This is a genomic window from Dyella jejuensis (assembly GCF_044904675.1).
GTDB lineage: Bacteria > Pseudomonadota > Gammaproteobacteria > Xanthomonadales > Rhodanobacteraceae > Dyella_B > Dyella_B jejuensis.
The window spans coordinates 354,576-367,961 of record NZ_JADIKJ010000002.1 but is presented as its reverse complement, the minus strand read 5'-3'; the positions used below and the strand labels follow the sequence as shown (position 1 = coordinate 367,961).

Genomic DNA, 13,386 nt, shown 5'->3' with positions numbered 1-13,386 from the left:
TCGCATAGCGGCGCAGCATCCACGCCGAGGGGGCTATCATGCGCGTCCTGTTGCGTTCTCAAGGAGGCTCCATGCCTGGACACGTCATACTTTCCCATGGTTCGGATGCCGGGCCGGATGCGACCAAGGTCAGCGTGCTGGCAAAGGCCGCCGAAGCGTTGGGGTGGAGCACTGAGCGGCCGGATTACCGCGAAGACGATGCGCTGGGCCATGCCGGCTGCATAGCGCCGCGCATCGCCAAGTTGCATCGGCGCATCGCCGCGAGCGAGGTGCCGCCGGTCTTGGTGGGTTCGAGCATGGGCGCCTTCGTTTCCGGCCTGGCGTCGCTGGAACTGCCGGTCGCGGGCCTGTTCCTGCTCGCCACGCCGGCCATGATCCCCGGCAGCGAACGGGCCTTCGACGTGCGATTGGATATGCCCACCTTGTTGGTACATGGCTGGCAGGACGACGTCTGTCCGCTGGATGACCTCTACGAATTCGCCGGCCGTCGCCAGCTGCCCTTGCTGGTGGTCGACGACGACCATCGGCTCGGCGCGCACATCGACGCCATCCGCCGGCAGTTCACCCTATTCCTGCAACAGCTGGCGCCGCACGCTTGAGCCATTACTTCGCAAGTTGCCCCAAGGGCCTGGAATACCTCCTCCGCGACGAGTTGATCGCGCTGGGCGCTGCCGATGTGCATGAAGCGCTCGCCGGGGTGCGCTTTTCCGGCAACCTGGAAACCGCCTACCGCGCCTGCCTGTGGTCGCGCCTGGCCAGCCGCATTCTGCTGCCGGTTGCCGAGTTCGAGGCCGAATCCGACGATGCTCTGTACGCCGGCGTGCAAGCCATCGATTGGTCGCAACACCTGGCCTCGCACGGCACGCTGGCGGTGGATGCCAATACCGCGCAAAGCAAGCTTGCGCACAGCCAGTTCCTGGCCCAGCGGGTGAAAGATGCCGTGGTCGATCAATTCCGGCAGCGCGGCCAGGATCGCCCAGGCGTGGATACGGAAGAACCCGATGTGCGCATCAACCTGCGGCTGCGGCGCGATCGTGCGACGGTATCGATCGATCTTGCCGGCGCGCCCCTGCATCGGCGTGGCTGGCGCGAGCAGCAGGGCGAGGCGCCGTTGAAGGAAAACCTGGCCGCGGCGATGCTGCTGCGCGCAGGATGGCCGGCAATGTATGCGCAAGGCGGTGCGTTGCTCGATCCGATGTGCGGTTCGGGTACCTTGCTGATCGAAGGCGCGCTGATGGTGGCCGATGCCGCACCCGGTCTACGCCGTTCCTATTTCGGGTTCCTGGGCTGGCAGCAGCATGACATCGCCTTGTGGCGTGCGCTGCTTGAAGAAGCGCGCCAGCGCGCCAGCACGGGGCTGTCGGCGCTACGCAGCTGCTTCTTCGGTTCCGACGCCGACCCGCGCATGGTGCAGACCGCCAAGCGTAACGCGCAGGAGGCGGGCGTGGCCGGCTTCTTCACGCTGGATCGGCACGATGCGCAGCATGTCGCGCCGCCGCCGGAAACATACGGATTGGTCATCACCAATCCGCCCTACGGCGAACGACTGGGCGATCGCGAAAGCATGCCAAGGCTTTACCGCATGCTGGGCGAAGCCCTGCGCCAGCGCTTTACCGGCTGGCGCGCGGCGATATTGGCAGGCGACGCGGAACTCGGCCGCGCAACGACACTGCGCGCAGAAAAGAAATACACGCTTTACAACGGCGCACTGGAAACCGTGCTGCTGATTTTCCAATTGCATCCGCGCGAGGACGCGCCTCGCGAACGGCCACCGCTGTCGGCCGGCGCGCAGATGCTGAAGAACCGGCTGGAGAAGAACGTCAGGCATCTGCGCAAGCGGCTGGAACGCGAAGGCATCCATGCGTGGCGCGCCTATGATCAAGACCTGCCGGAGTACGCCGCCGCCATCGATGTGTACACCGATACCGCCGGTGCCACGCACCTGCATATCCAGGAGTATCGGGCGCCCGCGGACGTGCCGGCGGAGGTGGCGCAAACACGCTTGCGCGAGATCGCGCGCGCGGCCGGCGAAGTGTTCGAAACACCGCGCACGCGCATCGCCTTGAAGACGCGCGAGCGTGGCAAGGGCGGCTCCAAGTACGGGCAGTTCGATCAGCGTGGCGAACATATCGAAGTGGAGGAGGGCGGGCTGACGTTCCTGGTCAATCTTCACGATTACTTGGACACCGGCCTGTTCCTCGACCATCGGCTGGTTCGCGCCAGGCTGCGCGAGCTGGCCCGCGGCCGGCGATTCCTCAATCTGTTCGCCTATACCGCTACGGCAAGTGTGTATGCGGCTGCCGGCGGCGCGCGTGATACCACCAGCGTGGATCTGTCGGGTACCTATCTGGAATGGGCTTCGCGAAATCTTGCCCTGAACGGATTTGCCGGCGCCAAGCATCGCCTGGTACAAGCGGATGCCGCTCATTTCCTGCAACACGCGCGCGAGCACTACGGCCTGATCTATGTCGATCCGCCGACCTTTTCCAACTCCAAGCGCGCGGATGATTTCGATGTGCAGCGCGATCACGTCAAGTTGTTGCTGGCCTGCGCCGATCGCCTGACTGCTGACGGCCTGATCGTATTTTCAAATAACTTCCGTCGCTTCACGCTCGACCGCGTTGCGCTGGAAGAACGCCTGATCATCGAGAACTGGGGCGCTGCAAGCATTCCCTTCGATTTCTCGCGCCGCGCAAATATTCACGATTGCTGGCTGCTGCGGTTGCGCGCGGCTGAGGGCCAGCTTAATCCGTGGGCGGATGCCCGTCCCAAAAAATGAAACCCTTCAGTACAGATTAAGTGCGGCAGGACCACCATTCATTCCATCTTGACGGAGGTGTGTCATGTCCAAGCGTAGTGTTGGCAAGTTCGTTGCGATCGGCCTGGCCCTTGCCACAGCGGCAGCTTTGCCGGTTGGTGCATCGGCCCGCCCATGGGGCGGTGGCTATTATCACGGTGGTGGTTATTACCATGGTGGTTACCGCGGTGGCTACTGGAGCGGCGGCCGCTGGATTGCCGGCGCTATCGTAGGCGGTGCGGTGGCCGGCCTGGTCGCCGGTGCAGTCGCCGGTCCGCCGGTGTATTACGCGCCGCCGCCGGCGGTGGTGTACGCACCGGGCACGGTGGTGTATCAGACCGCGCCGCCGCCGGTAGTGACCACCACGGTGGTCACCTCCGATCCATACCAGACGCGGTACGTCGGTCCGGCGTACTGAGCGATCGAACACGTTGAAGAAGAAAAGGGAGCCCGGCTTGTCCGGGCTCTTTTTGTTGCATCACGTTGGATCGATCTGTTCAGTGGCGTACGCTGGACTTGATGGCCTTGGCGCGATAGCTGGCGAAAGTGGCCTCGTCGATCAGGCTAAGCGATTGGATGGCGCAGCCCGGTTGATAGCGCGAGCGCACCTTCTCGCCGACGGTCCCGCAGATACGATCGGGCTGCGTAGCTTTGTCAGACAAACTGCCGATGAACATCAGGCCGGGATTGCCTATGCCCAGCTTCTGGCAGTCGGCCTGCAGGGTCACCAGATATCGTTTGTAGGGCCCGGTCCGGGCGATGACGGTTCGTGGATTCACTACATGCCATTCGTTGATCTGGCTGATACGAAGACAGTCGCTATCGGGTAACGGTTTGCGCGCAGGAGTCGACTGGGTCAGCGCGGCTTGTGCGCTCATGGCCAGGGTTATCGCCAGCATTGCAGAAATGACGGATTTCATGGAAGTCACCTCATGACTGTATTGATGCGCCGCGATAGCGATGGGCGGCCGCGGCGGCCATACTCCTGCCATGCCCGCATCACATAATATGAACGATAGTTACGGCATGGTTGGACTATGATCGTTCGCTGTTTTGCGCTCCACAAGGTGTATTGCAGCAAGCCCGCCCTTATCGTGCCTGCGTCATGAATGTTCCAGCATTCGAAGTACACACCGAGGATGGCCTTGCGCGTTTCATGCGTATCCGGCGGCAGACGCTGGGGCTTTGCGCCGGACTGAGCGGCGAGGACCTCCAGGTGCAGTCGATGCCCGATGCCAGCCCCGGCAAATGGCACCTGGCGCATACCACCTGGTTTTTCGAACAATTCGTGTTGGGCCACGATCCTGCCTACCGGCCGCGCCATCCCGAGTGGCACTACCTGTTCAACTCCTACTACGAGTCGGTAGGCCCCATGCATGCCCGTCCCCGGCGAGGTGTGCTGTCGCGGCCCTCGCTGGAGGAAATCCGCGATTACCGCGCCCGGATTGACGAGGCAATGGGCGAGCGTATCGCGCGCGGCGTGGATGCCACGCTGGCGGCAAGCATCGAACTCGGCCTGCAACACGAACAACAGCACCAGGAATTGCTGCTTACCGATATCAAGCATGCGTTCTGGTGCAATCCGTTGCGGCCGGCTTTTGGCCATGCATCGGCCAGCGAGAGCCGGTCGTTGCCGATGCGTTTCCTGCCTGGACGGGAAGGACCGGTCGAGGTTGGCCACGAGGGGCGCGGCTTTACCTACGACAACGAAACGCCGCGCCACACCACGTGGCTGCCTGCGCACGCCCTGGCCAACCGGCTGGTCACCAACAGCGAATACCTCGCTTTCGTGCGCGATGGTGGCTATGAAGAAGCCGGCCTCTGGCTCGCCGATGGTTGGGCTACCGTGCAGCGCAAAGGTTGGCAGCGACCTTTGTACTGGCAGGAAGATCTGTCGAGCGAGTTCACGCTTGCCGGCATCCGTCCGCTGGATCCACAGGCGCCGGTCTGCCATCTCAGCTACTTCGAGGCAGATGCGTTCGCGCGCTGGGCCGGCGCACGCCTGCCGACCGAGGCGGAATGGGAAGATTTCGCTTCGTCACGGCCGGTTACCGGTAATTTTCAGGAAAGCCGCCGATTTCATCCGGCGGGGGCGCCGCATGGCGATGGCCTGTTGCAGATGTATGGCGATGTGTGGGAGTGGACTGCGTCGCCTTACGTCAGCTATCCCGGTTTCAAACCGCTGCCCGGCGCGCTGGGCGAATACAACGGCAAGTTCATGAATGGCCAATGGGTCTTGCGCGGCGGCTCATGCGTGACGCCACGCGATCACATCCGGGCCAGCTACCGCAACTTTTTTCCGCCCCATGCCCGCTGGCAGTTCACGGGCATCCGACTGGGACAGGACCGATGAGCGTGCAAGCTTACGCAGTGCGTGACGAACAGCGCCCACCCGACAACGCACTATTGCAGATCGTCCAGCGCGGCTTGGGCGCGCGGCCCAAGCGACTGCCGTCGTGGCTGTTCTACGACGACCATGGTTCGGCGTTGTTCGAGCAGATTTGCGAACAGCCGGAGTACTACCTTACCCGCGCCGAGATCGCGCTGCTGACCGCGCACGCGGGCGATATCGCCGAAATGCTCGGCCCGGATGTGCGGCTGGTCGAATACGGCAGCGGCCATGCAATCAAGACTCGCCTGCTGCTGCAGCAACTGGCCGCGCCGGTGGCGTGGGTGCCGGTGGAACTGTCCAGCGAACCGCTGCGGCTAAGCATGCAGCAGATGCAGGCGCATTTTCCGCTATTGCCCATCCAGCCGCTGGCCGCGGATTTCACCCGGCCGCTGCGCCTGCCAGTGCCGCCGCGTGCGCCGCGGCACACCGTGCTTTATTTCCCCGGCTCGACCATTGGCAACTTCGAAGAGCGCGAAGCAGCGCAGCTGCTGCGCAAGATGCGCGGCGAGATGGGCGACAACGGCGGCATCCTGGTGGGCGTAGACCTGAAAAAGGACCGCGCCACGATCGAGGCCGCCTATAACGATCGCGCCGGCATCACGGCCGCGTTCACCCTCAATATGCTGACGCGGCTGAACCGCGAACTGGGTTGCAATTTCGAGCTGGGCGCGTTCCGCCATCGCGCGCGCTACAACGCGATGGCCGGGCGCATCGAAACGCACATCGTCAGCAACAAGGAACAGCGCATACGGGTAGGGCGCTTGCAGACCTTGTTCCGCGAGGATGAAGCGATGCTGGTGGAATACAGCTGTAAATATTCCCTGGAAGAATTTGCCGCGCTCGCCACGCTTGCCGGCCTTGCCGTGCAACAGATCTGGCTCGATCCGGAAGGCCTGTTCAGCCTGCAATACCTGACGCGCGCAAACGGCGCCTGACGCGGGCGCCCAAACGCACGCCACATGGTGCGCGTCGCCAAGTGCAGACGGCTTTTTCGTCGCCCATGGGAAATCGTGCCTGTCCTTTCCTCCGCGCTGCGGAGGAAAGGGCATCATGCCGCTTTACGTGCCCCCAGCCGTCCCAGGATGTCCTCGACTGCGCGTATGCGCTCGCTGGCGCCCGGCAGTTCCAGGGTGACCTTGAGCTTGTCCTGACCATCCAGCTTGTACACACGGGGCAGGCTCTGGATCAGGCGGATGATTGCCATCGGATCGATCTCCGGCTTGTCGCGGAATGTCACGCGCCCACCGTTCGCGCCGAAATCGAGTTTGCGGATGCCCAATGGCGTGGCCATCCGTTTCAGGCTGGCGATAGCGAACAGGTTTTTTACCGCATCAGGCAACAGCCCGAAACGGTCAATCATTTCCACTTGCAATTCGCGCAGGGCATCTTCGTCGCGCGCGCTGGCGATGCGTTTGTAGAGCGTCAGGCGCGCGTGTACATCGGGCAGGTAATCGTCGGGGATCAGGGCGGGCAGGTGCAGTTCCACCTCGGTTTCGTGTTCGCTGCTCAGGTCGAAATCAGGCACCTTGCCGGACTTCAGCGCGCGCACCGCGCGCTCCAGCAGCTCGGTATACAGGCCAAAGCCGACCTCCTGGATCTGGCCCGATTGCTCGTCGCCCAGCAGTTCGCCCGCGCCGCGGATCTCCAGGTCATGCGTGGCCAGCGTGAAACCCGCACCCAGTTCCTCCAGCGATGCCAGCGCCTCCAGCCGCTTCTCCGCATCGGCGGTGATCGCCTTGCGATCGGGCACGATCAAGTACGCATAAGCGCGATGATGCGAGCGCCCAACGCGCCCGCGCAGCTGATGCAACTGCGCCAGTCCGAAACGATCCGCGCGATTGATGATGATCGTATTGGCGGTAGGAACGTCGATGCCGGTCTCGATGATGGTAGTGCAGACCAGCACGTTGAAACGCTGCCGGTGGAAATCCGCCATCACCTGTTCCAGCTCGCGCTCAGGCATCTGGCCATGGGCGACGCTGATGCGCGCGTCAGGGATCAATTCCTGCACTTCGCGCGCGGTGCGCTCGATGCTGTCCACCTCGTTATGCAGGAAATACACCTGGCCGCCGCGCTGCAATTCGCGTTGGAACGCTTCACGGATCAGCGCCGGCTCCCAGGCGGAAATGAACGTGCGCACGGCCAGGCGATGCGCCGGCGGAGTGGCGATCAGCGACAGGTCGCGCAGGCCGCTCATCGCCATGTTCAGCGTGCGCGGGATGGGTGTCGCAGTCATGGTCAGCAGATCCACTTCCGCGCGCAATTTTTTCAGTTGTTCTTTCTGGCGCACGCCGAACCGCTGTTCCTCGTCGACGATCACCAAGCCCAGCTGCTTGAACTTGATGTCCGGCTGCAGCAGCTTGTGCGTGCCCACGATCACGTCGATCTGGCCGTCGGCAAGGCGCTTGAGCGCCTCGTTCACTTCCTTGCTGGAACGGAAGCGGGAGAGCACGTCCACGCGCACCGGCCAATCGGCGAAGCGATCGGCGAAGTTGCGGTAGTGCTGCTGCGCGAGCAGAGTGGTCGGCACCAGCACGGCCACCTGCCTGCCGGCGGTCGCGGCGGCGAAGGCGGCCCGCAATGCCACTTCGGTCTTGCCGAAGCCCACATCGCCGCAGATCACCCGGTCCATCGCGCGTGGCGCGGCCAGATCAGCCAGGACCGCATCGATGGCCTGCGACTGGTCCGGCGTTTCTTCGAACGGAAAGCTGCTGCCGAATTCCTCGACCAGCTGTCGATCGATCGGCAGCGATTCGCCGCCGCGCGCTTCGCGTTGCGCATAGATCGCCAGCAGTTCGGCCGCCACATCGCGCACTTTCTCGGCCGCTTTCTTGCGCGCCCGTTCCCAGGCGTCGCCGCCGAGCGAATGCAGCGGGGCAAGCTCCGGCGCCGTGCCGGAATAACGGCTGACCAGGCCCAGCTGTGCCACTGGCACGTAGAGCTTGTCGCCCTTGGCGTATTCGATGGTGAGGAATTCGCCCGCCATGCCGCCCAGTTCCATCGAGACCAGGCCTTGGTAACGGCCCACGCCATGATCGACATGCACGATCGGCGAGCCGATGGACAGCTCGGTCAGGTCACGGATGATCGCTTCCGGATCGCGCGCGGCACCGCGCCGGCGTCGCCGCTCCGTGCGCACGCGCTCGCCGAACAGCTCGCGCTCGGTAAATACGGTGAGCATGGGCTTGCTGAGCGCGAAGCCTTGCTCCAGCGGCGCGATGGCGATGGCGAGACGATTGCCGTCGTCGAGAAACGCCTGCCAGCTCTCCACGTTGTGCGGCCGCAAGCCGGCGGTGGCAACCTGCTCGAGCAGCGCTTCGCGGCGACCGGCCGAATCGGCGGCGATCAAAATGCGGCCTGGATAGTTCTCGACAAAATGCCGCAAAGACGTGCCGGGCTCCTCGCCCTTGCGATTGAGCGGTACCTCCGGCGCCGGTTGCGTGCCGGCTGCCACGGCGTGCTCATGGCCGCTGTCCACGACTTCCACGCGCAAGCGTTTGTTGAGTCGTTCGCGCAATGCTTCCGGCGGCAGATAAAGCTCCGCTGGCGGCAGTACCGGGCGTTCGATATCGTGCGCGCGCTGATCGTAGCGCCCGGCTGTTTGCAGCCAGAACTGTTCCGCGGCCTCGCCGGTGCCTTCGCCGAGCACGAACAGCGCATCCTCGGCGAGATAATCGAACAAGGTGGCGGTGCCGTCGAAGAACAGCGGCAAGTAGTATTCGACGCCGCCGGGCGTTACGCCTTCTTTCATGTCCTGATACAGCGGACAGCGGCGCACGTCGATGGGGAACCGTTCGCGCAGGCGGCTGCGGAAACCCTTGGCAGCCTCATCGGTAACCGGAAATTCGCGTGCGGGCAGCAGTTCCACCTTGTCGACCTGCTGCTGCGAGCGTTGCGTGTCCGGGTCGAAGCTGCGGATCGAATCCACGTCGTCATCGAACAGCTCGATGCGATAGGGCTCGGCGGCGCCCATCGGAAAGATATCGATCAGGGCGCCGCGCACCGCGAAATCGCCGGGTTCGGCCACTTGCGGCACGTGCCGATAGCCGCAGGCTTCGAGGCGGCGTTGCTCGGCGGCGAGGTCGAGCTTCTGGCCCTTGCGCAGCATCAGTCCCGCACCGGTGATATGCGAACGCGGCGCGATGCGTTGCATCAGCGTGGCGGCCGAGACCACCAGCACGCCACGCTTCACGCCGGGTAGCTGGTAAAGGGTGGCAATGCGTTGGGAAACGATATCCGGATGCGGACTGAAGACATCGTAGGGCAGGGTCTCCCAGTCCGGGAAATGCAGCACCGGCAACGAGCCGGCGAAGATGCGCAGTTCATCTTCCAGCGCATGGGCGCGCTGGGTATCGCGCGTCACCGCCACCAGCAGGCCGCTGTGCGACCTGGCGGCCTCCGCCACCAGCAGGGCCCGTGCCGAACCGTGCGGCGGGGTCCAGAAGCGGCGTTGCTTGGGTGTGGTGGGAAGAGGGGGGTGACTGATCGGATTCGGCATGGGATCACTGCGTGGAGGGGCGCAGCCCTGCTGCCGCGCCGATCGAGCGCGCAAGTGTAGCGCGCCGCTTGCGTGTGCTTGTTGCCGATGCGTGTGCTTAGAACTTTTCCACACTATTGGCGTGGCCCGCGTCGAGAGCTGTTGGCTCGCCAGACCAGGTAATAACGCCGTCTGGCGGGCAAACAGACCCGGCCCTTCGGGCCGGCGTTGCATGGTTGGCATGCGCTAGCGCGGCTTGCCTTGGCAGCCAGCCAAGCCTGCGCCGCGGACAACGGCTGACAGCCACGCGACGCTAATGCGGGCTACGCGAATAGGGCGAGCAGGCCTGTGGTCCCGGATTCGATGGTGGGTCAGTAAGGCCGGAAGACCGTCAAAAAAACAGCGCTAGAGCGTGAGGCGGATCTGGGCCGTGCCGCCTTCGCCCGGCAGCATCGTGGCGACGAAGCCTAGTTCCTTGCACAACTGCAACATGGGACGATTTTCCATCAACACGTAGCCCCACAACTCGCCCAGGCCGCGACGGCGGCATTCGTCAACCAGCCGTTGCATCAGCAGCGCGCCCAGGCCGATGCGGGTCCATTCCCGCTCCACCAATACCGAGAACTCGGCGCTATTGCTCGCCTCATCGACAAAGATGCGGCCGACGCCACGCAGTTCGGCGGGCTTCACCGTCTGGTCCATCAATACATAGGCGGCTTCCACGGCCGGATCGATGCGACACAGGCGCTGCGCCATCGGCATAGGGAGTTCGGACATCGCATGCATGAAGCGACGCCGCACATCTTGCGGCGACAGGCGTCCAAAGCAGCGCTGCACGGCAGTGACGTCGTCGGGCCCGATGTCGCGCAACACCAACTCGCGTCCATCGGCCGTCTGCACCGTTTCGCCCCCGGGCGACACGACGATGCGCGAACGGGGATAGCGCTCGCGGCTGGGCGGAGGCGGCTGGGCATGCCGGGAAAGGGAGCCGGCGTCGCAGGCAGGAGGCGTCAACATCGCCATACTTTAGCGTATTGTTTGCAATGCAGCATTAACGGCTGGAGCCGCTATTGGCCAGGCTGGAGGTAGTAATGCCGGATGCGCGAAGACTTTTTGCGGCAAAAATGACGCGCTGCGACACGGCGGCGGCTGGCTGCTAATCCGTGACGTCCGGCTCAAAGAAGCTCCAGCGCACGTCGCCGAACTCCGCCTTCATGTCCCGCTCCACGACATTGATGGCCTCGATCAGGCTAAGGCTATCGGACGTCGGCGCCATGCGCGCCTTGACCGCCACCATCACGTCTGGGCCCATCTGCAAGGTGATCAGGTTAAGCACCTCTTCCACTTCCGCACGGTTGTTGAGGAAGGCCAGCAGTGCCGCGCGCCGGCGTGGCTCCACGCCTTGGCCGATCAGCAAGGCCTTCACCTCGATCGCCAGCGCGGTCGCCACCACCACCAACAGTACGCCGATGGCGATCGTGCCGAGCGCATCGAACAGCAGGTTGCCGGTAAGCATGGTGGCGCCGACCGCCAGCGTCGCCAGACCCAGGCCGAACAGGGCGGCAAGGTCTTCGCCGAAGATCACCAACAGCTCGCTGGAGCGCGTTTCGCGGAACCAGCGCCACAGGCTTTGCTCTCCGCGCGCCCGATTCACCTCGTGCAGGCAGCCGTGCATGGAAATGCTTTCCATCACGATGGCGAACAGCAGCACACCCAGGGCCAGCCACGGCCATTTCAATGGTTCCGGTTGCGTAAGCTTGTGCACGCCTTCGTAGACCGAGAACAAACCGCCGACCGCGAACAGCAGCACGGCCACCACGAACGACCAGAAATACAGCGCGCGTCCCCAACCCAGCGGGTACTCATCCGAAGGCGGCCGCCGGGCCTGCCGCATGCCCAGCAACAGCAGGCCCTGGTTGCCGCAGTCGGCAAGCGAATGGACCGCTTCCGCCATCATCGCGCCGGAGCCGGTGATGATCGCGGCCACCAGTTTGGCCGCGAAAATGGCGAAGTTGGCGCCAAGCGCCAGCAGGATCGCCTTGAGCGAATTGGCATGGCCGGACATGCATCACTTCCTGTGGTGGAAGCGCTCGATCCTATCAGGCTGCGTCAGCGGGAAATGTGTCAGCGGATGCCGACGCCCACGCCAACGCCGAAATGGATGTCCGGATGGCCCTGGCGCATTTCCGCCGGCGTCCACACGTGCGACTGCGCCACGCTGACCAGCGGATACACATAAGCGGCCTGATCCACCGCGCTGGCGCGGCTGCCGTCGAGTTGTCCGCTTACCGTGATCAACGCGCCATTGGGATAACTGAGCGGTTCGAGATAGCCCGGGACGATCGCGATGAAACGCCCGGCACCGTGCGTATTGGGTTGCGGACGCTGCGAGCCGTCCAGCGGATAGGCCAGGATTTCTATTTCGCTGTGATCCTGGAAATTGCGCACGCCAACCACACTGCCGCCCCAGATCACCGCCGCCTTGCCATAGTGCTCCGGCGCCTGCGCCACCTGGGCCGGCAGCACGGCCAGCGTACCTGGCGCGGTTTTGTAGATGGGTGCCGGCGCACATGCAACCAATAGCAGTGCGCCGAACGCCACGATGCAACGGAACGAAGTGCGGATGTGCATGATGATGGTCCTTGCGTCGAACTTGGCGACACGCGATCGCCGTTGATTCGAGCTTAGCGGGGCCGGCCGGAGGGCGGTAGCCGCTTGGTGTGAGGCGGCCGTGACGCGGAGGTATCCTCATCCTGCGCCAGCCAGTCCAGCCGCCATTCGGCGGCGCGCTCGTGCGAAAGCAGCCGCGCCATCGCCTGCAAGGGTTCGCGTAAAACCTGGTCGAACTGCCACGGCGCGTTGAGGATGGCCATGCCCGAACCATTCAAGCGCAGCGGCGAATCGTCCGGACGCACCAACAGTTCCGCGCGCAGCACGCGCCGGGCACCGCAATGCTGCAGCCAGCGCAGGAAGGGTTGCACCTGGCTACGCTGCTTGATCGGGTACCAGACCGCATAGATGCCGGTAGGCCAGCGCTGCAGCGCCGCCTTCAAGGCCGACTCGATCAGGCGGTACTCTGCATCCTGTGCTTCGTAGGGCGGGTCGATCAGCACCAGCCCGCGCTTTTCCTTCGGTGGCAGCAGCGCCTTCAGCGCCTCGTAACCGTTGCGCTGGTGCACATGCACCCGAGGGTCCTGGCGGAACAGTTCGCGCAATAGCGCGGCCTCATCCGGATGCAATTCGCAAAGCTGCGCACTGTCGGTAGCACGCATCGCGCGCGCGGCCTGCAACGGCGAGCCGGGATAGAGTTTCAAGCCATGCTCGTTGCCCGGCAGCGCCAGGATGGCGTCGAGCCAATGGCGCAATAGCGGCGGCAGCGCGTGCTGGACAGCTTCGCCATTGCGGCGCAGATCCGGAAACAGCAAGCGTTCGATACCGTCGCGATACTCGCCGGTCTTGCCTGCCTCCTCGCCGTCCAGCGCGTAGCAGCCGCTGCCGGCATGGGTATCAATCAGCGCGAAGGGTGTGCCTTTCGCCTGCAACGCCTGGATCAGCGCGAACAGCACGCTGTGCTTGAGTACGTCGGCGAAATTGCCGGCGTGATAGGCGTGGCGATAATTCATGGATGAGCGGCCGGAAGTGGGACGGAGAGTGGAGTTGCTGCAAGGCATTCTCTCACTTCCCATGGCTGTTCACGTGCCGCCGATGCACGGAAAGGCC

General features: G+C 64.1%; 11 protein-coding genes. 5 read left to right on the top strand and 6 right to left on the bottom strand.

The features are described from left to right. Positions 1–71: 71 nt before the first annotated feature. From ISP15_RS03335 to ISP15_RS03325, 3 genes are all read left to right on the top strand, one after another. Positions 72–599, top strand: a complete 528-nt coding sequence (locus ISP15_RS03335) for an alpha/beta hydrolase (RefSeq protein ID WP_404545063.1) — start codon at positions 72–74, stop codon at positions 597–599. After that, complete coding sequence (rlmKL, locus tag ISP15_RS03330; protein ID WP_404545061.1) at positions 596–2,779, top strand: bifunctional 23S rRNA (guanine(2069)-N(7))-methyltransferase RlmK/23S rRNA (guanine(2445)-N(2))-methyltransferase RlmL; 2,184 nt, start codon at positions 596–598, stop codon at positions 2,777–2,779. Before ISP15_RS03335 ends, rlmKL begins: the two co-directional genes overlap by 4 nt. A gap of 64 nt (positions 2,780–2,843) precedes the next feature. Beyond that, a complete protein-coding gene (locus tag ISP15_RS03325) occupies positions 2,844–3,215 on the top strand; it encodes a hypothetical protein (protein ID WP_404545059.1) in 372 nt (123 codons plus the stop codon). A gap of 79 nt (positions 3,216–3,294) precedes the next feature. On the opposite strand, the gene ISP15_RS03320 is transcribed toward ISP15_RS03325, so the two are convergent. Continuing rightward, positions 3,295–3,717: a DUF6491 family protein gene (locus ISP15_RS03320; RefSeq protein WP_404545057.1), complete on the bottom strand. Its 423-nt coding sequence runs from the start codon at positions 3,715–3,717 to the stop codon at positions 3,295–3,297. Between the two features lie 185 nt (positions 3,718–3,902). On the opposite strand from ISP15_RS03320, the gene egtB reads away from it, so the two are divergent. Next, positions 3,903–5,150 (top strand): ergothioneine biosynthesis protein EgtB, encoded by a 1,248-nt coding sequence (egtB, locus tag ISP15_RS03315; protein ID WP_404545054.1) that lies wholly within the window; start codon positions 3,903–3,905, stop codon positions 5,148–5,150. Continuing rightward, on the top strand, positions 5,147–6,124 hold the full coding sequence (gene egtD / locus ISP15_RS03310) for an L-histidine N(alpha)-methyltransferase (RefSeq protein ID WP_404545053.1): 978 nt from the start codon (positions 5,147–5,149) through the stop codon (positions 6,122–6,124). Before egtB ends, egtD begins: the two co-directional genes overlap by 4 nt. 113 nt (positions 6,125–6,237) lie before the next feature. Here the strand turns inward: egtD and mfd are convergent, their stop codons facing one another. From mfd to ISP15_RS03285, 5 genes are all read right to left on the bottom strand, one after another. After that, positions 6,238–9,687 carry a transcription-repair coupling factor gene (gene mfd / locus ISP15_RS03305; protein WP_404545051.1) on the bottom strand — a complete coding sequence of 1,150 codons (3,450 nt, stop codon included), beginning with the start codon at positions 9,685–9,687 and terminating at the stop codon, positions 6,238–6,240. A 384-nt stretch (positions 9,688–10,071) separates the two neighbouring features. Continuing rightward, entirely contained in the window at positions 10,072–10,683 is a 612-nt protein-coding gene (locus tag ISP15_RS03300; RefSeq protein ID WP_404545048.1) for a GNAT family N-acetyltransferase, read from the bottom strand. 139 nt (positions 10,684–10,822) lie between these two features. Then, positions 10,823–11,731: a cation diffusion facilitator family transporter gene (locus tag ISP15_RS03295; RefSeq protein ID WP_404545047.1), complete on the bottom strand. Its 909-nt coding sequence runs from the start codon at positions 11,729–11,731 to the stop codon at positions 10,823–10,825. Positions 11,732–11,790: 59 nt separating this feature from the next. Then, positions 11,791–12,297: a Slp family lipoprotein gene (locus ISP15_RS03290; RefSeq protein WP_404545045.1), complete on the bottom strand. Its 507-nt coding sequence runs from the start codon at positions 12,295–12,297 to the stop codon at positions 11,791–11,793. A 53-nt stretch (positions 12,298–12,350) separates the two neighbouring features. Beyond that, the gene (locus ISP15_RS03285) at positions 12,351–13,289 is read right to left on the bottom strand and encodes a 23S rRNA (adenine(2030)-N(6))-methyltransferase RlmJ (RefSeq protein WP_404545043.1); all 939 of its coding nucleotides are present in this window, start codon (positions 13,287–13,289) and stop codon (positions 12,351–12,353) included. Positions 13,290–13,386: the final 97 nt, after the last annotated feature.